Origin of the sequence: Streptomyces katrae, from assembly GCF_000717655.1 — a bacterium.
In the GTDB taxonomy this organism is placed as follows: domain Bacteria; phylum Actinomycetota; class Actinomycetes; order Streptomycetales; family Streptomycetaceae; genus Streptomyces; species Streptomyces katrae_B.
In genome coordinates, this window is record NZ_JNZY01000010.1 from 510,371 (window position 1) to 534,119 (window position 23,749).

The 23,749-nt window shown below is 73.1% G+C and carries 17 protein-coding genes and 1 pseudogene; 8 read left to right on the forward strand and 10 right to left on the reverse strand.

The genetic code is table 11. The features are described 5' to 3' along the window. Position 1: 1 nt before the first annotated feature. Positions 2-619 (forward strand): 2'-5' RNA ligase family protein, encoded by a 618-nt coding sequence (locus IF09_RS0116015; RefSeq protein WP_078613277.1) that lies wholly within the window; start codon positions 2-4, stop codon positions 617-619. 9 nt (positions 620-628) lie between these two features. Here the strand turns inward: IF09_RS0116015 and IF09_RS0116020 are convergent, their stop codons facing one another. Then, positions 629-958, reverse strand: coding sequence for a CU044_2847 family protein (locus IF09_RS0116020; protein ID WP_037634918.1), 330 nt, complete (start codon positions 956-958; stop codon positions 629-631). A gap of 213 nt (positions 959-1,171) precedes the next feature. Here IF09_RS0116020 and IF09_RS0116025 point away from each other — a divergent pair, with 213 nt between their 5' ends. Further along, positions 1,172-3,301, forward strand: coding sequence for a trypsin-like serine peptidase (locus IF09_RS0116025; protein WP_030296178.1), 2,130 nt, complete (start codon positions 1,172-1,174; stop codon positions 3,299-3,301). Positions 3,302-3,336: 35 nt separating this feature from the next. On the opposite strand, the pseudogene IF09_RS48220 reads toward IF09_RS0116025, so the two are convergent. The 3 genes and pseudogenes from IF09_RS48220 to IF09_RS0116035 form a co-directional block, all read right to left on the reverse strand. Next, positions 3,337-3,870: pseudogene (locus IF09_RS48220) on the reverse strand (alpha/beta hydrolase); the annotation flags it as partial. A 23-nt stretch (positions 3,871-3,893) separates the two neighbouring features. Further along, positions 3,894-4,442: a DinB family protein gene (locus IF09_RS0116030; RefSeq protein WP_030296180.1), complete on the reverse strand. Its 549-nt coding sequence runs from the start codon at positions 4,440-4,442 to the stop codon at positions 3,894-3,896. A gap of 15 nt (positions 4,443-4,457) precedes the next feature. Beyond that, positions 4,458-4,889: an NlpC/P60 family protein gene (locus tag IF09_RS0116035; RefSeq protein WP_030296183.1), complete on the reverse strand. Its 432-nt coding sequence runs from the start codon at positions 4,887-4,889 to the stop codon at positions 4,458-4,460. 491 nt (positions 4,890-5,380) lie between these two features. Here IF09_RS0116035 and IF09_RS0116040 point away from each other — a divergent pair, with 491 nt between their 5' ends. Both IF09_RS0116040 and IF09_RS0116045 read left to right on the forward strand, forming a co-directional pair. Continuing rightward, the gene (locus IF09_RS0116040; RefSeq protein WP_030296185.1) at positions 5,381-6,925 is read left to right on the forward strand and encodes a carboxylesterase/lipase family protein; all 1,545 of its coding nucleotides are present in this window, start codon (positions 5,381-5,383) and stop codon (positions 6,923-6,925) included. Positions 6,926-6,980: 55 nt separating this feature from the next. After that, positions 6,981-7,637: a maleylpyruvate isomerase N-terminal domain-containing protein gene (locus IF09_RS0116045; RefSeq protein WP_030296187.1), complete on the forward strand. Its 657-nt coding sequence runs from the start codon at positions 6,981-6,983 to the stop codon at positions 7,635-7,637. Between the two features lie 69 nt (positions 7,638-7,706). On the opposite strand, the gene IF09_RS0116050 is transcribed toward IF09_RS0116045, so the two are convergent. Beyond that, positions 7,707-12,470, reverse strand: a complete 4,764-nt coding sequence (locus IF09_RS0116050) for a hypothetical protein (protein WP_030296188.1) — start codon at positions 12,468-12,470, stop codon at positions 7,707-7,709. Positions 12,471-12,752: 282 nt separating this feature from the next. Between IF09_RS0116050 and IF09_RS0116055 the strand changes: the two genes are divergently transcribed. After that, on the forward strand, positions 12,753-13,016 hold the full coding sequence (locus IF09_RS0116055) for a hypothetical protein (RefSeq protein ID WP_030296191.1): 264 nt from the start codon (positions 12,753-12,755) through the stop codon (positions 13,014-13,016). A gap of 14 nt (positions 13,017-13,030) precedes the next feature. Here IF09_RS0116055 and IF09_RS0116060 read toward each other — a convergent pair whose 3' ends face one another. The 5 genes from IF09_RS0116060 to IF09_RS0116080 form a co-directional block, all read right to left on the reverse strand. Continuing rightward, a complete protein-coding gene (locus IF09_RS0116060; RefSeq protein ID WP_078613279.1) occupies positions 13,031-13,966 on the reverse strand; it encodes a carbohydrate ABC transporter permease in 936 nt (311 codons plus the stop codon). Continuing rightward, positions 13,963-15,312, reverse strand: coding sequence for an ABC transporter permease subunit (locus IF09_RS0116065; RefSeq protein ID WP_051832513.1), 1,350 nt, complete (start codon positions 15,310-15,312; stop codon positions 13,963-13,965). Before IF09_RS0116065 ends, IF09_RS0116060 begins: the two co-directional genes overlap by 4 nt. A gap of 11 nt (positions 15,313-15,323) precedes the next feature. After that, positions 15,324-16,658 carry an ABC transporter substrate-binding protein gene (locus tag IF09_RS0116070; protein ID WP_030296195.1) on the reverse strand — a complete coding sequence of 445 codons (1,335 nt, stop codon included), beginning with the start codon at positions 16,656-16,658 and terminating at the stop codon, positions 15,324-15,326. A gap of 74 nt (positions 16,659-16,732) precedes the next feature. Next, positions 16,733-18,415, reverse strand: a complete 1,683-nt coding sequence (locus tag IF09_RS0116075; protein WP_030296197.1) for a glycoside hydrolase family 13 protein — start codon at positions 18,413-18,415, stop codon at positions 16,733-16,735. Positions 18,416-18,645: 230 nt separating this feature from the next. Further along, the gene (locus IF09_RS0116080) at positions 18,646-19,920 is read right to left on the reverse strand and encodes an ABC transporter substrate-binding protein (RefSeq protein WP_030296199.1); all 1,275 of its coding nucleotides are present in this window, start codon (positions 19,918-19,920) and stop codon (positions 18,646-18,648) included. A gap of 168 nt (positions 19,921-20,088) precedes the next feature. Between IF09_RS0116080 and IF09_RS0116085 the strand changes: the two genes are divergently transcribed. From IF09_RS0116085 to IF09_RS0116095, 3 genes are read left to right on the forward strand one after another with little or no spacing between them, the layout of a single operon-like run. After that, on the forward strand, positions 20,089-20,595 hold the full coding sequence (locus IF09_RS0116085) for a PadR family transcriptional regulator (protein WP_030296203.1): 507 nt from the start codon (positions 20,089-20,091) through the stop codon (positions 20,593-20,595). Beyond that, the gene (locus IF09_RS0116090) at positions 20,592-21,395 is read left to right on the forward strand and encodes an ABC transporter ATP-binding protein (RefSeq protein ID WP_030296205.1); all 804 of its coding nucleotides are present in this window, start codon (positions 20,592-20,594) and stop codon (positions 21,393-21,395) included. Before IF09_RS0116085 ends, IF09_RS0116090 begins: the two co-directional genes overlap by 4 nt. 2 nt (positions 21,396-21,397) lie before the next feature. Continuing rightward, positions 21,398-23,734, forward strand: a complete 2,337-nt coding sequence (locus IF09_RS0116095) for an ABC transporter permease (RefSeq protein WP_030296206.1) — start codon at positions 21,398-21,400, stop codon at positions 23,732-23,734. The last annotated feature ends 15 nt before the right edge of the window (positions 23,735-23,749 follow it).

The following is a 23,749-nucleotide window of genomic DNA, read 5'->3' on the forward strand; positions in this document are numbered from 1 at the left end:
GATGGAGGTGCCCCCCACACCACGGACCGCCGTGGTGTGGCTGCCCCCGGCCGGGGCGTGGCCCGTCATCCAGAGCATCCGTGAGGTGCACGACCCCCAGATCCGCCGCTGGCCGCCCCATGTCAACCTGGTCTTCGGCTTCGTCCCGGAGGCCGACTTTCCGGCGGCGGCCCCACTGCTGGCCGCGGCCGCCGCGGAGACGGAGCCGTTCGCGATCCGGCTGAGCGGGGTGCGTACCTTCCGGCACCGGGCCTACGCCACCGTGTGGCTCGATCCGGCCGCGGCCGGCCTCGCGCCCTGGACGGCGCTCCAGGAGGCCCTGACGGGGCCGTTCCCACTGTGCGGCGGGCGATTCCCGACCTTCACGCCGCACCTGTCACTGGGCCGCACCCATGAGCCTCGGCGTCTGGCCGAGGAATGCGCTGCCCGGCTGGGCAGCATGCCGGCCCGGGTCGAGGAGATCGTGATGCTCTCCCGCCGCGGCGACGAGCCCATGCGGCCCCGCGTCACGATCGCCCTGGGAACGGGCGCAGTCCACTGGCACTCCGAGTCCGGCTCCCCGGCGCAGCCCGATCCCTCGGGGCAGACTCCCCGGCCCGGGGAGGGAACGTTCCGGTGAGCGTGCCGGTCACTTCGTGGAGGACGGGCCCTTGTTCGTCCACTGGACCGTCACCTTCACGTGGCAGTTGGCGCCGGTCCTGGTGATCACGGCCCCGGCCCTGACCGCGAGGTCGACGCCGAACTCGACGGTGATCGCATCGGGGCGGGCCTTGCGCAGCTGCTCCAGGGTGGCGCGCGCCGCCTCCGTGATCGGCTCCAGGGCCTCCTGCAGGCTGCCCGGCAGATCGTGAAGGGCATCGCTGAGGCGACCGGCCTTCACCGGTCCCGCCCAGGCGGCCGGCCCCTCGATCAGAAGGCTGCCACCGCCGTCCAACGGAATCCGAGCCAGAGGTGCCAAGACTCCTCCTCCGCCTGCTGCGCGGCTGCGGACTGCCTGCCGTGGGGTTTCGGCCAGCATGGCCGGCTGCCGGCACGTGCCGCATCCGGGGTGGGCCGTACGCATGAGACGCCTTCCGGTCCGACGACTCAAGTGGCCCCGTACTTGTTGCGGGCGCGGTCCCACGGCTGCTCCCTGGTAGGAGACCTCTTCGACGACGGAACGGTGGATCCCATGTCCGAGCTGGCGGAGCTGGACGAAGCACGCGAGGCGCTCGAACGGCAGCAGGCTGCGGCGAGCCGGCGCTACCGCGACGCGACCAGCACGCGCCGGACCGTGGAGGAGCGACAGGCCGAGGGGACGCGATTCCCGGACTCGGCCGAGCACGTGGCCGCCCGGGCCGGCAGGCTCATCGACAGAGGCGGGGTCCCGGCCTCGGCCTTGGTGGACGGCGTTCGCGCGGCGGCGCTCACGGAGGCCGGCGCCAACGAGCGCATCATCAACATCGCCAACGAGTCCCAGCCGTGGAGCTTCCTGCCGCGGGGTGCCCGCGCCGCCGCCACCGTCGCCCGGATCTCCGTCCGCACCGAGGGCCGTGAGCAGCCGCACGGCACCGGTTTCATGGTCTCTCCCCGTTTGCTGATGACCAATCAGCACGTCCTGCTGGACGAGGCGTTCAGCCGGCGCTGCTTCGTCGAGTTCAACGTCCAGAACACCGTCGACAACACCCCGGACGCGGCCGTCCGCTTCGCACTCGATCCTGCGGCCTTCTTCGTCATGGACAAGCACCTCGACTTCGCGCTGGTGGCGGTCGCCCCGGCAGCCGACGGCCGCCTCCCGGGTGAAGTCTTCGGCTGGAACCGGCTCAGCGTCCAGCAGGGCAAGGTGCTTCTGGGCGAACGGGTCAACGTCATCGGCCACCCGGGGGGCCGGTTCAAGGAGGTCGCGTTCAGGGACAACACGGTCCAGGACCGGCTCCCCGAGTTCCTCCACTACACGACCGACACCGAGCGCGGAAACTCCGGATCACCGGTCTTCAACGACCAGTGGGAGGTCGTGGCCCTCCACCACAGCGGCGTGGCGAGGGAGGACGCCCAAGGCAACAGGCTGCTCAAGAACGGCGGCATCGCACGCCCCGGCGACCCCGACGACGCCATCGACTACATCGCGAACGAGGGCGCGCGCGTCAGCTCGATCCTCAAACATCTCGCCACGCTGCAGCCGGAACCCGAACAGCGCGCGTTGCTCGCCGAGATGGGCCCGGAGTCCGGCCTCCAGCAAGGCCCCGCCGCCGCGGCGCCCGCCTCCGCTCCGGTCCCCGGTCCGATCTCCGCCCCGATCCCGGCCCCGATCCCGGCCCCGTCCCCGCTCCCCGCCGCGGGCTCGGGCTCCCCGCACGAAGCCGCCGGCCCGGCCGGAACCGCGGTGATCCGCAGCGGCCTGCCCGCCCGCGGCACTCCCGCCGTCGGCGGACGGCACCTGGTCTTCCTCCACGGCCGCAGCCAGCACGAGCACGAACCCGAGGAGCTGCGCCGTGGCTGGACGGCAGGCCTGAACCACGGACTCACCCGCGCCGGCCTCCCCACCGTCGACCCGGCGGACGTGTGGTTCCCCTTCTACGCAGACCGGATCGTCGAGGCCATCAGGCGAAGGGAGGGCGACGGAAGCCGCGAGGCCGTCCCGGCCTCCGGCCCGTTCGAGGAGCTGAGCGGCCACTCGGCAGCCGAGGCCTTCGCCGCGGAGTCGACGACGGGCATGTACGAGCAGCTCCTCCTGCAGGCGGCGGCGAAAGCGGGCATGCCGCAGGACGGCGGTACGGCCGGCGAAAGCATCGGGAGCGCACTGGCCGGACGACTTCGCCGGGCGGTGAGCTGGCTCGTCGCCACGACCGACATGGACGCGCTGGCCATCGCCACCCGGTTCCGCGACGTCGACGCGTACCTGGACGACCGGTCCGTCCGTGACGCAGTCCTGACCAGTGTGCTCGACACCCTGCCGCCCTCCGGTGAAATCGTCCTCGTCACCCACAGCCTCGGCACGGTCGTCGGGATGGACCTCGTCCACCGGCTCCCGGAGGGGCTGGAGGTTTCACTGCTCGTCAGCACCGGCAGCCCTCTCGGTATGGACACGGTGTACAGCCGGCTGCTGCCTCCCGGACCCAACCTGTCGGCCCGAGTGCGCCGTTGGATCAATGCCTGGTGTCCCACCGACACGGTCGCCCTCGGCTGTCCGCTGGGGGAGACCTGGGGCAAGCTCACCGACATGGCCGTGGAGAACGCCAACGGCCGGGCGCACAGCATCGAGGAGTACCTCGCCCACGCCGAGGTCGCCGCGGAGATCGGGCACGGGATCAGCCGTACGTGAGTGAGGAGCCCGGCCAGGTCCGTGGCGGCCGCGTGATCAGCCGCCCAGACGAGTCCGGCATGACAGTCCTCCACGGGTTGGAGGTACTGCGCCTGCGGCGCCGGCCGGTACTCGACGGATGTGACCGCGGGCCGCATCGGCAGCACCCATTCGCGCAGCAGCCGCGGAAGGACGGACCATGCATTGCCCGTGATCATTCCGCCGCCGTGCATGGAGTACAGGAGCGGCAGCGGCCCGTTGGTCCCGGCGGGCCGGCCCCTGACGAGCGTGACCTCCCTCCCGGCCCCGGGCCCCGGCGCCCGCAGCTCCTCCACCTCGAAGCGGCCGCCGGACCGGAGCTCGCGAACCGTCGGCCTGGGCCGTACCGCCGCATCACGCTCCTGCCTGGCCGCAAGGCCCTCAAGGGTGACCGGCTGCTTCGCCCCCTCACCCCCGGCGGCCAGCGCGGCACCCGGCTCCGGGTCGAAGGGAGGCGCGTGCCGAGCCGTTGAGCCAGGACCTTGCTGCCACGGCACTCCACCGACACCCACGCAGGGACCTCCCCTCGGATCCGGGATGCCTCGCGGCATCCCGACCGGGACGGCTTGCCGGGTCACATCCCCGTCGCGCCGTCGATCCCTTCGCGGAGGAGGTCCGCATGACCGTTGTGCCGGGCGTACTCCGTGATCATGTCGACCATGATCCTGCGCAGCGAGATCGGCTCGCCGGTCCTCTTGCGGATCCCCGTTTCGTCCAGCGAGGCTGCGGCGGCAGTGATCTGCCGGGATCGTTCGCATTCCGCCCGCCACACTGCGAAGGCCTCCTCGACGTCACCGTCCAGGCTCTCGAAGTCCTGGTCGGGGTCGTCGTCGGAGTAGTAGAGCAGCGGGACGTCCTCCTGGGCGAACTGGATACGGAACCACCAGCGCTCGACGCCGGACAGGTGCCGGACCAGTCCGTGCAGGGAGAGCGCGGACGCCGCCACGGCCTTCTCGGACAGCTGCTCCGGGGACAGGCCGGCGCACTTGAGCTCGAAGGTGGCCCGCTGCCAGTCCAGGACCGCGCCCAGCGTTTCCCGTTCGCCGCCCACGTCAGGCGGAGCCGCGCGGGTGTCGCCGTTCCACCGGGGTGAGTAGTGCTGGGGCGCGGGTGCATCGGTCATCGCTCTGCCTCCTGCTCAGGTGGCACGCGTGTAGCGGACGTTGCCGCTCCAGATGCGCTCGAGCCGGACGCGCGTGCCCGGCCGCGGGGCGTGCCAGATCTTGTCGTGACCGGCGTAGATTCCCACATGTCCTATGGTCGCGCCTGCGGGGAAGAAGACGAGATCGCCCGGCACGCGCTGAACGCGTGGGATGTGGCGCGTACCTTCGTATTGTTCGTCGGCCGTACGGGGAAGCTTCCGGCCGGCCTTTCTAAAGGCGTAGAGGGTGAGGCCCGAGCAATCGAATTCCCTCGGCCCCGTCGCCCCGTAGACGTACGGTGCGCCCCGCTTGGAGGCGGCGATTTCGACGGCCTTGGCGCCGTACGGTGAGGCCGCCTCGGCTCGGGCGGCGGGTCCGGTGAAGCTGGCCAGCGAGATTATGAGGAAGAACGTGAACCCCGCGGCGATGCGGCGGTTCGTCAAGTGGCCGTTTGCAGGTTTTCGGTTGTCCGTCCTGGTGCAGCTCAATCGGATACCTCCGCATTGCTTTGCTGAAACAATCCCGGGTGGGGTTCTGCGTCGGTGTCATGCGTAGTGGCTCTCGATGGCGGACCAGTTTTCTCCGACGGACCGGAAGTTGCGACCACCGGACACGACTTCAAGTATCTCAGTTGGGTAAAATCGTCCGATTTCATAGTAATGAATGATATTCCGGACAAACGCCCGGAGGGGTGATCCGCCGGCTCGCTGCGGGGAGGCGTTACCCATCGATCACCAGGGGCGTTGCCCTCACACAGTGATCTTTTCGAACCCTCCTGGTGCGCAGCCGGCACGGTGACGAGCCGGCGGGACGCGAAGCCTGCCGCGTAAATGGTCAGCGCCAAATCCGGAGACGGCGGATGATGCGCAGGGTCGGGGGGCCGCTGTGAGCCCCGTCGACCCGTCCGAGGGGAACTGTCATGACCGCTGCCGCGTACGAATCCTCCGAGTCCGGGCCCGGGCCCGAAGTCCGCGCGGCCGCCGGCGCGCTGCGCGGGACCCGGGAAGCGGGCGTGGCGGTCTTCCGCGGCATCCCGTACGCCGCGCCCCCGGTCGGCGCGCTGCGCTTCGCCGCGCCGCGGCGGGCGGAGGGCTGGAGCGGGGTGCGGGAGGCGGTTGCGTACGGTCCGCCACCCCCGCAGGCCGGTGTGTTCGGCATGGACGCGCTGGCACAGGACACGGCGGGCGACGACTGGCTCACGGTCAACGTCTGGTCGCCCGACCCCGGCCCGGACGCCGGGCTCCCGGTGATGGTGTGGATCCACGGCGGTGCCTACGTGATCGGCATGTCCGGCCTCCCCGAGTACGACGGCGGCCGGCTCGCGCGGGACGGCGGCGTCGTCGTGGTGACGTTCAACTACCGCGTGGGCATCGAAGGTTTCGCGCAGATCGAGGGGGCTCCCGCGAACCGGGGGCTGCTCGACCAGGTCGCCGCTCTCGAGTGGGTGCGCGACAACATCCGCGCGTTCGGCGGCGACCCGGAGCGGGTCACGGTCTTCGGTCAGTCGGCGGGCGGCGGTTCGGTTGCCGCGCTGCTGGCGACGGACCGTGCCACGGGGCTCTTCCGCCGGGCCGTTGCACAGAGCGCGCAGGGCACGTACTTTTCGCGCGAGCTCGCCGCGGACATCACCGCCGCCTGCGCCGCCGAGCTGGGGCTGCGGTCCACGGTGGCCGACCTGTCCGGTGTTGCTCCGCACCGGCTGTCCACCGCCGGTGATGCGGTCAGCGCCAAGATGGACCGGTGGGCGGACCGCTGGGGGCCGGCCGCGCACAGGTCGATCCCCTTCTCACCCGTCGTCGACGGTGACGTCCTGACCGTCACCCCGTGGCAGGCCCTGACCGACGGTGCCGGCCGGGATGTCGAACTCCTCGTCGGCCACACCCGCGAGGAGCAGCGCCTGTTCACCGCCCTCGACGGCCTGCTGGGCCAGGTGACCGAGGAGCAGGCGGCGAGCGCCCTCCGCCTCTTCGCCCCGGGCCCGGACGGCGAGCGCCGCTACCGCGACGCCTTCCCGACGGCGGGCCCGGACGAGCTGTACGAGCTGGTCCATTCGGACTGGCTGTTCCGCATGCCGACGCTGCACCTCGCCGAGGCCCAGACGGCAGCCGGCGGCCGGGCACACGTCTACGAGCTGACCTGGCCCGCCCCCGGCATGGGCGGCGCGTTCGGCGCCTGCCACGGCCTCGACGTACCGCTCGTCTTCGGCAACCTGGACCGCGGTCAGCCGGCCATGCTGATCGGCGAGGCGCCGTCCCCGGAGGCGGAGGCCCTGTCCGCCCGCATGCGCGCCGCATGGACCTCGTTCGCCGCCCACGGCGATCCCGGGTGGCCCGCGTACGACACCGGTCGACGCCTTGCCCGGCTGTTCGACACCCGACCGGCCGTCACCGCCTACCCGGAGGATGCCTCCCGGCTCATCTGGCAGCACCACACCCTCCCCGTGCTGCCGCTGATCGACGGGTAGCGTCCGACGGAGGTGCGGCTTGTCCGGCATTCCGGCTCCGCACTACCGTGCCGGTGTGGATCTCTTCTCACGCTCGTGGACGGCGTTGCGCGCGGCGGTCGCCGCGCTCCCGGACACGGCCTTCGAGCAGCCTTCCGGCTGCACCGGCTGGCTCGTACGGGACCTGGTGTGCCACCTGATCATCGACGCCCAGGACGTCCTGATCACCCTCGCCACCCCCGCCGAAGCGGAACCGACCGTCGACGCGGTGACCTACTGGAACGTCGAGGACCGGCCGCCGACCGGCGAGGACCCGCTCGGCGCGCTGATCGTCCGGTTGGCCGCCGCGTACGAGGAACCGCGCCTGCTCACGTTCCACCTCGACGACGTCGGCTCCGCCGCCGGACGCGCCGCGGAACTCGCCGACCCCGGCGCACGGGTGAGCACCCGCGGCGAGGTACTCACCGTGGGCGACTACCTCACCGCGTACGTCCTGGAATGGACGCTGCACCACCTCGACCTGATCGCGCACCTCCCGGACGCGGCGGAACCGCCCCCGGAGGGGCCGGCCCGGTCCCGCGCGATGCTGGAGGAGATCGCCGGCGCCCCCTTCCCCGCGTCGTTCACCGACAAGGACGCCCTCCTGATCGGCACCGGCCGCCGGGCCCCGACCGAAGCGGAGCGGGCCGAACTCGGCGAGGCGGCCGCGAAACTGCCGCTCTTCCTCGGCTGACCCGCCCCGGACCGGCTGACCCGCCGCCCGGACCGGCTGACCCGCCCCGGAGCCGGCGGCCGCCGGGCCTCAGCAGGCTTCCTCGCCGCCTCCCCGGCCGCCGCAGACCCGCTCCCAGGCCGCCGCGAACATCTCGTGCAGCGGTGCCGTCGGCAGGACGCGCCCGAACGGGCTGTGGATCTGGTTGCGCCACAGCGGGCGTACCCCGTACGCCGCCAGCTTCACGGTCTCCAAAGGCAGGTGCGGGGCCTTCAGTTCGGTCCACTCCCCGGGAAGGAACAGGGTCCGGCCCGCCCGGGCCCGCTTGGCCTCCACCACCGCGCCCGTGCCGAGCAGTTCCGTCCTGGCCTGCGCATGCTGCCTGGCCGACCAGCCGTTCCACCGCCGTACGTTCCGGTCGGTGGGGGCGGCCAGCGTCGCCAGCTGGAGGTACAGTGCCGCCGCGTCCGGGCCGACGCCCAGCTGCTGCGCCGCCCGTGTGACCAGCTCCGGGCAGGACTGCCGCGGATCCGCCTCGTACGCCCCGGCCGGGACCGCTCCCGATCGGGCCCGGCGCATCATCCGCTCCAGCCCGCCGCCGGTCAGCAGCGGCGCCACCCGGTCCAGCTCCTCGGCCAGGTCGGTGACCTCCCGGACCCGCTGCCACACCTCCGGGCCGGCCACCGCCGCGGGCCGCAGGAAGGAGGCGCCGCCGGGCGCGCAGACCACCAGCGGCCCGGAGTCGTACGCGGTCACCGGAACCGGCCCCTCCTCCTTGCGGGCGTCCATCGCCACCGGCAGCTGCCCGGGCCCGAACCGCTCCGCGATCCGCGCCGAGGTGTCCTGGACCCGGCCACCGGGCAGCGCCAGCAGCAGTTCCGGCCGGTCCAGTTCGGCGCGCAGCCGCTCGTACAGGGCCATCGCGCCGGCCACCGCCGGGTCGCCGACGGGCCGGTCCGTCCACGCCCACACCAGCGCGCTCGCGATCTGCCGGTGCGAGAGGCCCACCGGGGTGCGGGAGGGCAACTCAGGCCCGGCCGGCGGCACGGCCCGGACCTCGACCCCGATGCCGTAGGGGGTGGCCGCCAGCTCCCAGCCGGTGGCCTCCACGGTCGCGTCCGCGGCCGCCCCGTATCCGCCGGCCAGCCGCCGGGCCCACACCTCGGGGAGTTCGAGCTCGGCCTCTAGGGCGTCGGCGGCCTCGTCGTGCACGGCCGGCTGTGCCCCGATGAGCTCCCGCCACACCTCGGCCATCCGCTCCACGGCCGCCTCGACCCCGCCGGGCCGCCACAGCTGCGCCGGATCCTCCGGCAGGGCCGCCGCCAGGACGGCCCGCCGGCCCGCACCGCCGAGCCGTGCGCGCAGCCGGTCGTAGGACTCGGCCGTCATCGGCGTTGCCCTGTACGGGGCCTTGCGCACCAGGGCGCGGTCCTCGTCGCGGTCGGGCCTGCCGATCAGACCCGACACCACCAGCCGTGCCACCGACCGTCGTACGCCCGTCAGTTCGGCGAAGCGCGCGGCCGCCGACTCCGGGAGCGGGACCGGCCCGTGCGCCTCGACCGCCGCGACCAGGGCTCGCAGCCGGGCGGCGTCGTCCCGCTCCACGCGGACGCAGCGCGCCTGCGGCACCGCCGTCGGCACCGGGTCGCCCGCCGGATCCTCTGCGGCGGCCGCCACGAACCAGCACTCCGACCCGCCGGCGCGCACCGCGCAGGACGCCACCGCGATCCCGCCCGCCCGCAGCCCGTTCAGGAGCTCGGCGGACGCGCGGCCCACCCACCACCGGGTGCCCGCCCGGGCGAACGGCTGGCCGGCCCAGGTCTCCAGCAGTGCGACCAGGGCGGCCCGGGCCCCGTCCGGGGTCGGTGCCACGGCCGCCCGCCAGGCGGCGGCGTCGATGGCGCCCATCAGCTGCGACCAGTCGTGCGGCGGTGCCGGCGGCGAGAGCCGGCGCACCTCCTCCGCGAGGGTCCCCGCCAAGCAGGCGCCGTCGGAGGCCAACGCGGTCAGTGTCGCCGCCAAGGGCACGGCCGGGCTCCGCCGCCACGGGTCCCGCTCGCCGCCCGAGACCAGCCCGAACAGCGCGGGCAGCAGCTCGGTGTCCGGCACGGACCGGCCCGGCAGGGCGGGCGGCGCCTCGGCGAGCAGGCAGACCCGCCGGTGCAGGGCGAGCCTGCGTTCCTCCACCCGGGCGGCCCGGGCAGCCACCGCCGCCACCGCCTCGATCAGCACCGGGTCGGTGACCTCGGGCAACTCCCGGGCCACGGCGGCCCGCAGCACCTCCGCGCCGGAACGCGCGGCCGCCAGCAGGGCATCCGCCGTCTCCCGGCCCATGGCCCGCAGCGCCCGGGAACCGGCGGCGTCCCGGGTCCGCAGCAGGTACCAGAACGCGGGCGGCAGGGCCACACCGCCGGAGGCGGTGGCGCGCCGGACCGGCTTCACCCGCGGATGCCGGGGCGAGTGGTGCCCGTCCAGCTCCCACAGCAGGGCGCCGTCGGCGGTGTACGCGCGCACCCCCGTCCGCGTCTCCGCCTCGGCGAGGACCACGTCCTCCACCGCGCCCTCCGGCGGCGCCCACAGGGCCCACGGCTCCTGCCCCGGCCGGTCGATGTCGAAGCGGGCCGTGCGCCCGTCCACGCTCTCCAGCAGGAAGTGGTCGGGCGCGTGATCGCGGTGCCGGGTGCGGAAGAGCACCCGGGTCCCGACCAGCCCGTCCCGGCTGCCGAGCGGGGAGGCGGCCAGACCGGCGGGCAGCGGTGCCAGCTGGAGGGCTTCCGTGGCCAGGGCCATGCCCACCTCGGACGGCTCCGCGCGCGGATCGGTGCTCGCGGGACGGCCCGGGAAGTCCGGCAGCGCGACCGCGCCCTGCGGCTCCCCGGTGACCGGGTCCACGGACTCCCAAGGCCGGCGCCCGAACACGCCGTTGGTCCAGATCCGCGAGCCGTCGCCGAGCTGCAGTTCGTCCCGGTCGATGCCCTCCGTGCCGCCCGGGCGCAGTACCCGCCGGCCGCCGTGCCGCCCGCCTCCGTCGGCCGTCTCGAACTGGAAGCCGTACGCGCCGTCCAGGCTTCCGCCGAACGGCACCAGACCGCCCGACTCTTCCGGGGTGAACGGCTCGTTGGGGCGGTCGGCCCACACGGCGGTGTCGCAGCAGTAGGGGCTCGGCTTGAGCGTCCAACTCACCAGGAAGGAGCCGCCCACGTAGTGGACCGCGTACATGGTCGAGTCGGCGGGCACCGTGAACCTGCACGATCCCCGCACCCCGTCCGGGTCGACGGCGACCGCCCGGTCCCGTCCGAACACCGTCAGCACCGGCCAGGTGGTGGTCACCCCGGCCACCCCCGGGAGCACCCCGTCCGCTTCCCCGGCCCCGGCACCCGCAGCGAACTCCGCGTACACCGACTCCAGGGCCGGCCAGGCCAGTTCCTCCGGCAGCCCGGCCGCGAGCGAGCGCCGCAGGGCCCCCACCGCTCCCGCTTCGGCCAGGGCGTCGCAGATCCCGCCGAGCGCCGATACCGTCGGCCGGTCCAGCAGCGTCTCCAGCTCGGCCACGGCCTCCTCGGCACCGGCCATGCCGCCGCCCGCGACGGTGTCGACGAGCTTGCCCACGCGCCCCGCGACCTCGTGGGCGATGCCCTCGTTGCCCGGCAGCAGCGTGACCGCCGACCCGGCCCGGCGCCGCTGCTCCGGCGCAGACCGCGGCAGCAGGCCCGCGTGTACGGTCCCTTCCAGACGCGGGCCGAACACCGGGTCGGCGGCGAGGGCGCACAGGTCCCGCCGGGACCGCCCGGCCCAGAAGCGCATCCGCATCTCCGGGCCCGGGTCGGCGACCGTCACCCCGGCCGCCAGGCAGGCGTCCAACACGTCCGCGTCGAAGCCCTGGTGGTGGTGCCGGGTGGTGTGCACCGTCACTGCACTGCCCTCCGACCGCAGTCGCGGTCCCAACCGGCCCACCAGGTCGAGGAATTCCACCGGCAGCTGCTGACGCGCGACCCCGCCGCCGGACTGGGCCGCGTACTGGTACATGTGCACGAAGTGCCCCACCCAGCGGTGGAGTCCGCCCTCCGGTACCACCCGCCCGGCCGCCATGGCCTCGGCCGCGCCGCAGCCGATCAACACCCGCAGCCAGGCCCCGCCGTCGGTGACCCCGTCCGGGAAGACCTCGACCAGTCCGGCAGAGATCTCGTCCGTCGGCGGATGGGCGGCCAGGACCGGCCCCGCGGCGTCCAGCAGCGCCTCCGGCACGGACTTCTTCCGCGTGACCGACAGGATCGCGCCCACCATCCGCGCGATCTCCGCGTCCCCGTGCCCGGCAGCCCTGGCGGAGGCCCGCACCCGGCGCACCAGATCGGCCGGCAGGTCAGCCGCCGATCCCGCCCACGCGGTCAGGAACGCCTCGAGCGCCGTGTGCGCGGCGGCCGGCTCCAGCGTCTCGGCGAGGAACCGCTGATGGGACCCGAACTCCTTGGCCGGCATGGCCCCGCCCGCAGCGAACAGCAGGGCATTGGCCCTGCGGTATCCGGGATCCACCGGGAGCCCGTGCTGGGCCTCGGCCGCCCGGGCCGCAGCGTAGGCCCGCCCGCCGGGCCGGCTCCCGTAGCCGATCAGCCGGTGGCCCACGGTGTCCCAGAACCACGGAAGATGCGCCGGCGGCAGGCGCCGCGCCCGCGTCGCCATCGTGTCCACGAACCGACCGGGCTTGGTCCAGGACCGGCCGAGTTCGGTCCGCATGCCCTCCATCAGGTCGCGCGCGACCTCGACCGCGTCCGGGTCGTGCGCCGCGACCCAGTCGGCGTACGTGGTCGAAGCGTGCGGGCCGGTGGTGGGAAGCAGGGGCTCCAGCGAGACGATCATGCCGTGGATCGTCGCACGCCCGACTGACAGCATCCGACGTACGGACGTCGCCCCGAACGGATGCCTTTCAGGGCGTCAGTGGTGTCGCTCACAGGGGTCGTTGATGGATTCAAGGCGTAGCGGGCATCCGCCTTCGATCCCCAGAGGAGCCCCCGCTTCCGCCATAGATCCCGCAGGCTCCGCCCGTACGGCTGCGTACGGGGGCCCCGGTATTGCCGTGCGGTTGTCCGAGGCGGGTGGGACCATCTGGCCCGGTGATCAGACCGGCTACAGGGGGTAGGCATGGCGAGCACGTACGACTGGCCGCGCGGAGCGGAGATTGCGGACAGCGAGGCGCTGGAGCGCTGGCTGGACGCCCGGGGGTGGGAGGTCGACCCGACCGTCTTCATGGCCGGGGTGCTGGGCCCCGCGGTCCAGGTCCGCCGCATCGGCCGCGCCTGCCAGGACGGCGAATCCGGCCTGCTGATCCTGCCGGGCGAGACGGTGTCGTTCGACGGGGACCGCATGCGCATCATGCCCCGCACCCCGGCCCCGGCCACTCCGTAGCCGCGCCGCGTCCGCTACTTCACCGAGCCGGCCATCACGCCCTGGACGAAGTGCCGCTGGAAGGCGAAGAAGACGACGAGCGGGACCACCAGCGACAGGAACGCACCCGGCGCGAGGACGCCGATGTTGCTGCCGAACTGCCGCATCTGGGACTGCAGTGCGACCGTGAGCGGCTGGGACCCGCTGTCCGCGAAGAGCAGCGCCACGAGCATGTCGTTCCAGACCCAGAGGAACTGGAAGATGGCCAGGCTCGCGATGGCCGGCCGGCCCAGCGGCAGCACGAGCCGCGAGAAGATGCGCCACTCGGAGCCGCCGTCCATCCGGGCGGCTTCGAGCATCTCGCGCGGTATCTCGGCGAAGTAGTTGCGCAGCAGGAAGACCGCGAAGGGCAGCCCGTACGCGACGTGGAAGAGGACGACTCCGGCGATCGTGCCGAACAGTCCCACCGCACCGAAGAGTTTGGCCACGGGCAGCAGCCCGATCTGCACGGGGACGACCAGCAGCCCGACGACCACCAGGAAGATGCCGTCCCGGCCGGGGAAGTCCAGCCAGGCGAAGGCGTATCCGGCGAGTGCCGCGATGCCGACCACCAGGACGGTGGTGGGGACCGAGATCAGGACGGTGTTCCCGAACGCCTCCGCGATGCCGGAGTCCTTCAGCAGGGCGCTGTAGTTGTCCAGCGACAGCTGGGACGGATCGGTCAGCGCGGTCCACCAGCCGTCGGAGGCGTTGTCCCGCTCGGAGCGCATCGAGGACAGGAACAGGCCCGCCAGCGGGGTGATCCACACCAGGGCGACCAGGATCAGCAGGCCCTGGACGACCGAGCTGCCCAGCAGGCGCGACAGGCGACTCCTGCGGCGCGGTCCGTGTGCGGGCGGGGCCGGGACGGGCCTGACCGGTGGTGTGACCCGCCGGGGCCTGCGGCGTTCGATGGTGCTGTGGCTGCTCATGCTCCGCTCCTTCGGAAACGCCGGATGTTGAAGACCATCGCCGGGACGACCAGCAGCAGGAGCACCACGCTCAGCGCGCTGCCGAGCCCCTGGTCGTTGCCGCCGCCGAAGGAGACCAGCCACATCCGTGTGGCCAGTACGTTCGCTTCCTCCTGGACCGGTCCCGGCGCGATGATGTAGACGAGGTCGAAGACCTTCATCACGTTGATCACCAGGGTCACGAACACCACGGTGAGCACGGGCGCGAGCAGCGGCACGGTGATCCTGCGGAAGATCTGGCCCTCGCTGGCACCGTCCATCCGTGCCGCCTCCAGCGCATCGCGCGGGATCGCCGCCAGCCCCGCGCCGATCAGGACCATCGCGAAGCCGGTCCACACCCACAGGTACGCACCGATGATGGCCGGCGTCACCAGCGCCGGGCCGAGCCAGTTCACGCCCTGGTACGGCGCCGCGAAGTTGGCCGCGGGCAGGCGTACCGCGTACGCGCCGTCGGCCAGCCCGGTGAAGCGGAACGACCCGTCGGCGGAGGCGGTCGTGGTCGCGGCCACCCGGCCGTCGTCCCGTACGGCCTCGACCGTCATACCGGGCAGGCCCTTCTCGCCCGGGTCGACCTTGCCCGGGGTTCCGGCGCCGCCGGGGGCGAAGTCGAGGTAGACGACGCCCCCGATCCCGTCCGCACCGGGCCTCGCGGTGGCCGCCGCCTTCGCGTCGGCGGGTATCGCGCCGGGTGCCACCCCGACCAAGCCGAGGGTGACCGAACTGCCGGGGCGTACGGTCCGCCCGGTGCTGTACGGGCCGCCGGCCCGGCCCGTCAGGCCCTGGCCCTCGCGGGCGCGGGCCGTCGGGTAGGCGGCGGTGTCGTCGAAGGTGTCGTGGACGCCGACGACGACGGCGTTGAGCACGCCCCGGTCCGGGTCCTGCTCGTAGGCGAGCCGGAAGACGATGCCCGCGGCCAGGAAGGACACGGCCATCGGCAGGAAGAGGACCAGCTTGAACGCGGTCGCCCAGCGCACCTTCTCGGTGAGCACGGCGAGCATCAGCCCGAGTCCGGTCAGCAGGAGAGGGGCGACGACGACCCAGATGGTGCTGTTGCGGATCGCCTTGAGGGTGGCCGGGTCGTCGATGATCGCCGCGTAGTTCCCGGCGCCGACGAAGCGGTCGCCGCTGGCGTCGAAGAGACTGCGGCCGAGGGAGAAGACGACCGGGTAGACGACCAGCGCGCCGAGCAGCAACAGGGCCGGCAGTACGAAGGCGATCGCGAGGCGGCGTTTCCTTCGCTGGGCCAGGCGCCGCGGGTTCGCCGCGGCGCGGGCGGTCCGGAGGGGGGCGGTCAGGGTGTCAGCCATGGTGGGCCGCCTCAGTTCCCGTACGCCTTGGCGGCCGCGGCCTCGAGCTCCGCGGCCGTGCCCTGCGGGTTCGACGGGTCGCGCAGGAAGTCCTGGAGGAGCTTCCATTCACCCGCGCCCTTGGTGCCGCCGAACGCGGCAGGCGCCTGGTCCGACATGTCGAAGCGGACCGAGTTGCCCGCCGCGACCAGCGACTTGGCGGTGCTGCGGGTGGTGTCGTCGCCGTACGCGGCGAGGTCGACCTGGGTGTTCGGGGACAGGAAGCCGCCCGCGCCGGCCCAGACCTCGGCGGCCTCGGGGCCGGCCAGGAATTCGAGCAGCTTCATGCCGGCCTTGCCGTTCTTGGCGTCTTTGAGGACGACGGCGGCGTCACCGCCGCTGACCACCGGCGTCGTGCCGCCGTCGACCGCCGGGAACGGGAAGAACTTGGCGTCCTCCCCGAGCTTCTTGCCGAACTGGTCCTTGGCGACCCCGCCGACGAAGTCGCCCTCGTAGACCATGCCCGCCTTGGGCTCGGGGCCGAAGACCTGCTCGACCGACGAGGGGAAGTCGGTGCCGAGCGCGCTCTGGGCGCCGCCGGCGACGAGCTGCTTGTCCTTGAACAGTTCACCGAGGGTGGTCAGCGCCTTGACGACGCTGTCGTCGGTCCACTTGAGCTTGTGCTGGGCGAGCTGGTCGTACTTCTCCGGGCCGGCTTGCGAGAGGTAGATGTTCTCGAACCAGTCGGTGAGGGTCCAGCCGTCCTCGCCGGCTATGGCGAAGGCCGGGCGGCCGGAATCTGCGAGGGTGCGGCCGGCCTTCAGCAGGTCGGCGTAGCTCTTGGGCTCGCTGACGCCGGCCTGGGCGAAGGCGTCCGGGGCGTACCAGACCGTCGACTTGTGGGCGGCCTTGAAGTACAGGCCGTAGTACTGGCCGTCGACGGTGCCGTAGTCCTTCCACACCGGGGCGAGGGAGGAGCCGGCCGTCTTGGCGGCCTGGTCGGACAGGGGCAGCAGCCAGCCCTCCTTGGCGAACTGCCGGAGCACGCCCACCTGGGGAACCATCACCACGTCGGGCGCGTTGCCGCCCTCGATCTTGCTTCCGACGAAGGTGGAGACGTTGTCGCCGGAGGGCACGAAGACCGTCTTGGCGCCGGTCTTCTCGGTGAAGGCGTCCAGGACCTTCTTGAAGTTCTTCTGCTCGCTGCCGGTCCAGACTCCGGCCACGGTCACGGTCTGGCCGCTCAGTTCGCCGCCGCTCGCGGGTCCGGTGGTTCCGCCGCCGCAGGCGGTGGCCCCGAGGGCGAGGGCGAGGGCCGCCGATGCGGTGGCCGCGGTCCGTCGGGTCGTCTTGCTGGGTCGTCGCATGGTGAGGTCCGTTTCTGGAGGCCGGGAGGTCGGCAGGTGGGAGGCCGGCGGGTGGGGAAGCCGGCGGGTGGGGGTCAGGGGGTCGGGCACTCGGCCGTCCACCAGGCGGCGGTCGCCGCGGGGAGCACACCGTCGGGGCAGGGGCCGCTCGCGAGCAGCGGGGTCCCGGCGACCGGCGCGGGCACCGGCTCCGTGCCGAAGTTGACCGCGCAGATCAGGCCGTCGCCGCGGGCGATGGCCAGCACCTGCGGGGGTGCGTCCAGCCAGCGCAGGGCGCCCTCGCCGAGCTGGGGCAGACTGCGCCGCAGCTGGAGGCCGTCGCGGTAGAGGTGCCAGAAGGAACGGGTGTCGGCCAGGGCACGGTCGGTGGCGTGCTCGGCGAACCACTCGGGCTGCGGCAGCCACGGTCTGGCGTCGGCCACGCCCTGGCTGAAGCCGAACGGGGAGGCGTGTCCCGACCAGGGCAGCGGCACGCGGCAGCCGTCCCGGACGTGTCTGCGGCTGCCGGTGCGGTGGAAGATCGGGTCGGTGAGGACCTCGTCCGGCAGGTCGAGCACCTCGGGCAGGCCGAGCTCCTCGCCCTGGTAGACGTACGCGGCGCCGGGCAGTGCGAGCATCAGCAGGGCGGCGGCGCGGGCCCGGGCGGCTCCCAGTCCGCTGCCTCCCACTCCGGGCTCGCCCGCGTACCGGGTGACCGTACGGACCTGGTCGTGGTTGTTGAGCACCCAGGTGACGGTGGAGCCGGTGCCGGCGATGTCGCGTATCGCCTCGGTGATCGTCGCGCGGAAGGCGTCGGCGTCCCAGGGCGCGCTGAGCAGGTCGAAGAAGAACGCCTGGTGCAGTTCGTCGGGGCGGACGTACGCGGCGTGTTCGCGCGCGGTGGGCACGGACACCTCGCCGACCAGCAGCCGCTCGTGGCCGTCCCGCACGGTGTACTCCTCGCACACCGCGCGCCAGCGGCGCCACACGTCGTGCACCTCGGGCCGGTTCCAGGCCAGCTGGTTGACGGCGTCGCGGGCGCGCTCGTCGGCTCCGGGGTCGTCCGAATCGGGCAGCTCCGGGTGCTTGAACAGTCCGGCCGCGACGTCGATGCGGAAGCCGTCGACACCGCGGTCCAGCCAGAAGCGCAGCACCTGCTCGAACTCGTCGCCCACGGCCGGGTCGCGCCAGTTCAGGTCGGGCTGCTCGGGCGTGAAGAGGTGCAGGTACCACTCGCCGGGGGTGCCGTCGGGCCCGGTGGTCCGGCTCCAGGCGGGACCGCCGAACATGGCGCGCCAGTTGTTGGGAGGCTCGGCCCCGTCCGGGCCGCGGCCGGGCGCGAAGTGGAAACGGGAGCGCGGCGCGGTGCCCGGCGCGGCGGCGAGCGCCTCCAGGAACCACGGGTGCTCGCTCGAACAGTGGTTGGGAACGATGTCGAGCAGCAGCTTGAGCCCGAGCCGGCGCGCGTCGGCCACCAGCCGGTCGAACTCGGCGAGGTCGCCGTAGACGGGGTCGACACCGCAGTAGTCGGCGACGTCGTAGCCGTGGTCGTGCTGCGGGGACGGGTAGAAGGGGCTGAGCCAGATGCCGTCCACACCGAGCTTCCGCAGGTAGGGGAGCCCGGCCCGGACGCCGGCCAGGTCACCGATGCCGTCCCCGGTGCTGTCGAGGAAGCTGCGGACGTAGACCTGGTAGATCACCGCGTCGCGCCACCAGGGGGCAGCCGGGGTGGTGGTGCGGGAGGGGTGGCCGGTGTCGGCCGGAAGGGTGCTGAGCATCTCGCGTCGACCTGTTCTGCTGAATGCGAGAGCGTCCCGGATCGGGTGCGCTGTTATGCATGCATGTTAAGTAGCAGCGACGGGAAGGTGTCAACGATGTGTCCAGAAACAGCGCAAAGCTGGGGTGGTATGTCCCTGAATGCCCCCCATGCACAACGAAGGGCCTCTACTTAACATGTAAGTAGAGGCCCTCGGGGCAGCGGAGGAGTGGAGGAAGCGGAGTGGTGCGATCAGCCCTTGCGGGACAGGGGCCCGAGCTCGCGCGCAAGCCGCGCCGTCGCCTGCTCGGGCGTCTGGCGCAGCGCCATCACGTCCTGTGTCACGGCCTGCACGGCGAGGCTCACCTGGTCGTAGCGCGGGCTCTTCGGGCGTGGCACCGCCGACAGCACGCTCTCGCGGAGCGTGGGCAGGTACGGATACGCGCGGATCAGCTCGGGATCCTCGTACAGCGCGGCGCGCACCGGCGGCAGCGCGCCCTCGGTGAGCACCTTCCGCTGCACCCGTTCACTGGTGAGGTAGGAGATCAGATCGGCCGCCGACGCCGGATGCCGCGCATGGCTGCTCACGGCGAGGTTGGAGCCGCCCAGCACGCTGGCGCCCGGGCCGTCGGGTCCGGGCAGCGGCACGGCGCCGAACCTGCCCGCGACCTTCGACCCGCTCGCGCCTGCGTCCGCGTACACGTACGGCCAGTTCCGCAGGAAGAGCAGCCGGCCGTCCTGGAACGCCCGCCGCGACTCCTCCTCCTTGTAGCCGAGCGCCTCGCGCGAGATCCAGCCGTCGCGCACCCCGTCCGCGAGGAACCGCAGCCCGGCGCGCGCCGCATCCGAGTCCACCGTCACGCGTGCGCCGTCGTCGCGCAGGATCGAGCCGCCCGCGGAGTGCACGGCCTCGGTGACGTTGACGGTGAGCCCCTCGTACGGCAGGAACTGACCGGCATACCCGTCCAGTCCGTACTCCGGGGCGATCGTGCGCGCCTGGCGGACCAGCTCGGCCCACGTGCGCGGTGGTTGCTCGCCCTCCCGGTCCAGGACGTCCTTGCGGTAGTAGAGCAGCCCCGCGTTCGTGACGTACGGGACCGCGTACAGCCGGCCGTCGAAGGTCGCGGTGTCGACGACCGGCCGCAGGAACGCCTCCAGGGGGAAGCGATCGCGCTCGAGCGGCGAGATCCACCCGGCCGCCGCGAACTCGGACGTCCAGGCGACGTCGATGTTCAGTACGTCGAACCGGTCGCGGCCCGACCGCAGTTCGCTGATCATCTGGGCCCGGGTCTCGTCCGCCGAATCGGGCAGCTCGACGAGCGTGACGCGTTCGCCGGGATGGCCGTCGTTCCAGTCGTCCAGGAGCGGGGAGAGGTAGTCGGTCAGATCGCCCGCGGTCACGAGCGTCAGGGGACCGCGGCTCCCGGAGGCTGCGCCTGCGTCGGCGCGCACACCGAAACCGGCGTACCCCGCCAGCACCACCGCCCCGACCAGGAGAGCTCTACCCGCGGCACGCATCCACCGCATAGATTCCTCCCAGTGCACGATCCGGCTGCGCTGCCGACCATAGGGGCCTATATATACCCGTTAGGCATGGGCGATACTAGACGTCCAGGCAGACGAGACGTACGGCGGCCGCATCCGGTCCGCTGCCGAGTGAACCGTTGACTACGGAGCGGGAAGGAGGGGGAGCGAGTGCGGCTGGCGCTCCTTGCGCTCCTCACCCGTAGCCCTGCGCACGGTTACGAGCTGAAGCAGGACCTTGAGAAGCTCCTGGGCGCCGCGTACCCTCAGCCCAACGTCGGCCAGATCTACGTCACCCTCGGCAGGCTGGAGAAGAGCGGCCTCATCGAGGGCGAGGACGTCGAGCAGTCGGGCCGGCCCAACAAGCGCACGTACCGGCTGACGGCCGCCGGGCGCGAGGCCGTGCTGGCCTGGTTCGAGGAAACCGCCGAGGAACCCCGGGTACGGGACGAGTTCTTCATGAAGCTCGCACTGGCACCGCAGTCAGGTCTGGCCGACCCGGTCGCGCTGATCAACAAGCAGCGGCGGCAGTACCTCAACACCATGCGGGACCTGTCCAAGCTGGCGGCGGCCGAGGACCGCGACAACAAGATCTCCCAACTGCTGATCGAGGGCGCCATGCTGCACCTGCAGGCCGACCTCGACTGGCTGGAACGCTGTCAGGAGGAGCTGGAATGAGCGACGACGCCACCACCGACGCCACCACCGCTCCTGCCGTGCCCGTCCCGCCCATCGTGCGCGCCGAGGGCCTGACCAAGACGCACCACGGCGAGGGCGTACCGGTGCATGCCGTGCGCGGGGTGGACCTGTCGGTACAGCCGGGCGAGTTCGTCGCGGTCACCGGGCCGTCGGGAGCCGGCAAGTCCACGCTGCTGCATCTGATCGGCGGCCTCCAGCGGCCCGACAGCGGGAGGCTGTGGCTCGGCGGAGAGCGGGTCGACGAGTACCGCGAGGCCCGCTGGGCGGTCCTCAGGCGCCGCAGCATCGGCGTCGTCTTCCAGTTCTTCAACCTCGTCTCCAACCTCACCGTCGCCGACAACGTCGAACTGCCCGCGCTGCTGGCGGGTGCCTCCCCGAAGGCCGCCCGCGCGTCCCGCGCCGAACTGCTCGCCGAACTCGGCCTCGAAGGCCGCGAGCGTTCGATGCCCGGCGAACTGTCCGGCGGCGAACAGCAGCGGGTCGCGCTCGCCCGCGCCCTGGTCAACCACCCCACGCTGCTGCTCGCCGACGAACCGGCCGGCAGCCTCGACAGCAAGGGCACCCGCGAGGTGCTGCGGCTGCTCTCCCGGTTCCACCAGCGCGGCCAGACGATCATGATGGTCACCCACGACGCCCGGATGGCCAGTGCCGCCGACCGCGTCATCAGCTTCTTCGACGGGCGCATAGCCGACGACGCACAGCTCGAAGGGGGCGGCCGGCGCGGGCCCGCCCGCGGCGTGTCCGGCGTACTGGACCTGGACCCGGAACCGAAGCGGTGACCGTGCGGGCCACTCTGCGCTGGGCGCACGCCGACTTCCGCGCACACCGCGGCGAAGCCCTCTTCGTGGTGCTGGCCAGCGCCGGGATCATCGCCTCGCTCCTGCTGGCCGGCGCACTGTTCAGCTACGCCGCGAACCCCTGGCAGCGGATCTTCAACCAGTCCCACGGCGCGCACATCTGGCTGCAGACCCGTGCCGGGGCCGACACGGACGCCCTGTCCGGCTTGGACGGGGTCGCAGCCCTCTCCGGGCCCTACCGCACCGCGGCGACGACGGTCGAGTCGCGCGGCGCGCGCATCGGGGTGACGCTGCGCGCGACGCCGGCGGCGCCACCGGAAACGGGTCGGCCGCTCGTCACCGCCGGCAGCTGGTTCCCGCGGCCGGACGACCGCGTGAGCGGCCACAGCGGCACCGGCGCCGTCGTACTGGAAGCCTCGGTCGCGCGGGCGCTCTGGGCCGAGCCGGGCGACACCGTACGGGTCACCGGGCCGGACGGCGCCCCGCACGCACTGCAGGTGAGCGGGATCGCCGAGGTGGCCGAGCCCCGCTACCACCCGGGCGGCGGGCCCGGCATCGGCTGGGTGCTCCCCGCCACCCTCGACGGGATCGCCCGCGGAGACACCGGGCAGAGCGTGGGCCTGCGCCTGCAGGATCCGGACGACACCGACTTCATCGTCCAGCGCGCCGTGACCGTACTCGGCGCCGACCGGGTGGCCCAGGTCACCAAATGGCAGCAGGCGCGGGCCGAGGCGGGCGGCGACGACCGGCTCCTGGGCCAGATGTTCGCTGTCTTCGGGCTCGGTGCGCTGCTCGCGGCGGCGCTCGCCGCAGCCGGTGCGATCGGCGCGCGGGTCCGCGGCCAGCTGAGGGACATCGCCGTCCTCAAGGCCGTCGGCTTCACCCCGGGTCAGGTGACCCGCGGTTTCCTCGTGCAGCACCTGGCCTTCGCGCTCCTCGGCGTGGCCCTCGGCACGGCGGCGATCGCCCTGCTCGGCGCCCGGATACCCGGCCGCATCGGGGAGGCGGCGGCGGTCTGGCAGGACCTGCCGGGCCACACCGCGATCATGATCGGCGTCCCCTGCGGCGCGGTGCTGCTGATCGCGGCCGCCACCGGGCTCTCGGCCTGGCGGGCCGGCCGGGTTCCACCGGTGCCGGTGGCCCGCGCCGCGCTGCCGTCCGCCGCGCCGATCACCGCGCTCGGGCGGCGGGCCCTCGGGATGCGGGTGCCTCCGGCGCTGGTCCTGGGGTGGCGGGCGGCGTTCCCGCGCCGGGGCCGGACGCTCCTACCGGTGGCCCGGCTCGCCCTGCCGCTGGTCCTCATCACGGTCGCGCTCGTCGCCTGGTCGACACTGGACCAGTTCCGCAGCCGGCCCGCGCAGATGGGACTGCCCGCGGCGCTGACCGTACGGGCCGGACAGCCCGCCGCGTCGTCCGACGCGGAACTGGAGCAGACCCTCGCGGCGATCCCCGGCATCGCCGCGGTCCATCCCGGCGCCGAGATGGCGGCGCTCGTGCCGGGGCAGACCGGCACGATCACGCTCCGCGGGCTGGGCACGGCCCGGGACCCGTACCCCTCCAAGGTGGTGGAAGGGCGCGCGGTCGGCGGTCCGGACGAGGCGGTGGCCGGGCAGGGGCTGCTCGACCTCCTCGGGGTGCGGGTCGGGGCGTGGGTGCGGATGACGGTCGAGGGACGGCCGCAGATCCTGCACCTCGTCGGCCGCACCATCGAACCCGAATCCGCGGGCCGCGTGATCACCACGACCATCGACGTACTGCGGGAGCGCGATCCGGGGCTGCGGCCCGACCACCACGCCCTGGTGCTGCGCAAGGGGGCGGACCCGAGGGCGGTGAGCGCCGCGCTCGCCGTGGCGGCGGGCGGAACGCTGGAGGTCCGTGAGACGCCCAATCCGGTGGACCGGCTGGAACCGGCGCGCGGAGTGATCGCCGCCCTGATCGCGGTGCTGGCGCTGATCGGGCTGATCGAACTGCTGACGTTGATCAGCACGGGCGTACGCGACCGGGGCCGGGACCTGCTCGCGCTGAAGGCGATCGGGCTGACGCCCCGGCAGATCGGCGCGATGATCGTGACCGCCGCCGGACTGACCGCGCTGGCCTCCGCCCTGGTGGGGACGACGGTGGGGGCGCTGTCCGGCAGGTGGCTGGTGGACACCCAGGGCGCGTCGAGCGGAATCGGCGCGGGCATCGCCCAACTGCCGCCGCTGCCCGTGCTGTTGACGGTGGTCGCCGCGGCGGTCCTGGGCGCGGTGGCGGCGGCGCTGGTACCGGCGACACGGACGGCGCGGCGCAGGCTGGCGGACTCGCTGAGCGAGACGCTCTGAGGCTCGGGCAACGGC

Excerpts from the sequence above, each read along its gene's own strand:
- IF09_RS0116015 (WP_078613277.1), top strand. The coding sequence starts at position 2 with ATGGAGGTGCCCCCCACACCACGGACCGCCGTGGTGTGGCTGCCCCCG.
- IF09_RS0116025 (WP_030296178.1), top strand. The coding sequence starts at position 1,172 with ATGTCCGAGCTGGCGGAGCTGGACGAAGCACGCGAGGCGCTCGAACGG.
- IF09_RS0116030 (WP_030296180.1), bottom strand. The coding sequence starts at position 4,442 with ATGACCGATGCACCCGCGCCCCAGCACTACTCACCCCGGTGGAACGGC.
- IF09_RS0116040 (WP_030296185.1), top strand. The coding sequence starts at position 5,381 with ATGACCGCTGCCGCGTACGAATCCTCCGAGTCCGGGCCCGGGCCCGAA.
- IF09_RS0116050 (WP_030296188.1), bottom strand. The coding sequence starts at position 12,470 with ATGATCGTCTCGCTGGAGCCCCTGCTTCCCACCACCGGCCCGCACGCT.
- IF09_RS0116055 (WP_030296191.1), top strand. The coding sequence starts at position 12,753 with ATGGCGAGCACGTACGACTGGCCGCGCGGAGCGGAGATTGCGGACAGC.
- IF09_RS0116060 (WP_078613279.1), bottom strand. The coding sequence starts at position 13,966 with ATGAGCAGCCACAGCACCATCGAACGCCGCAGGCCCCGGCGGGTCACA.
- IF09_RS0116065 (WP_051832513.1), bottom strand. The coding sequence starts at position 15,312 with ATGGCTGACACCCTGACCGCCCCCCTCCGGACCGCCCGCGCCGCGGCG.
- IF09_RS0116070 (WP_030296195.1), bottom strand. The coding sequence starts at position 16,658 with ATGCGACGACCCAGCAAGACGACCCGACGGACCGCGGCCACCGCATCG.
- IF09_RS0116075 (WP_030296197.1), bottom strand. The coding sequence starts at position 18,415 with ATGCTCAGCACCCTTCCGGCCGACACCGGCCACCCCTCCCGCACCACC.
- IF09_RS0116080 (WP_030296199.1), bottom strand. The coding sequence starts at position 19,920 with ATGCGGTGGATGCGTGCCGCGGGTAGAGCTCTCCTGGTCGGGGCGGTG.
- IF09_RS0116090 (WP_030296205.1), top strand. The coding sequence starts at position 20,592 with ATGAGCGACGACGCCACCACCGACGCCACCACCGCTCCTGCCGTGCCC.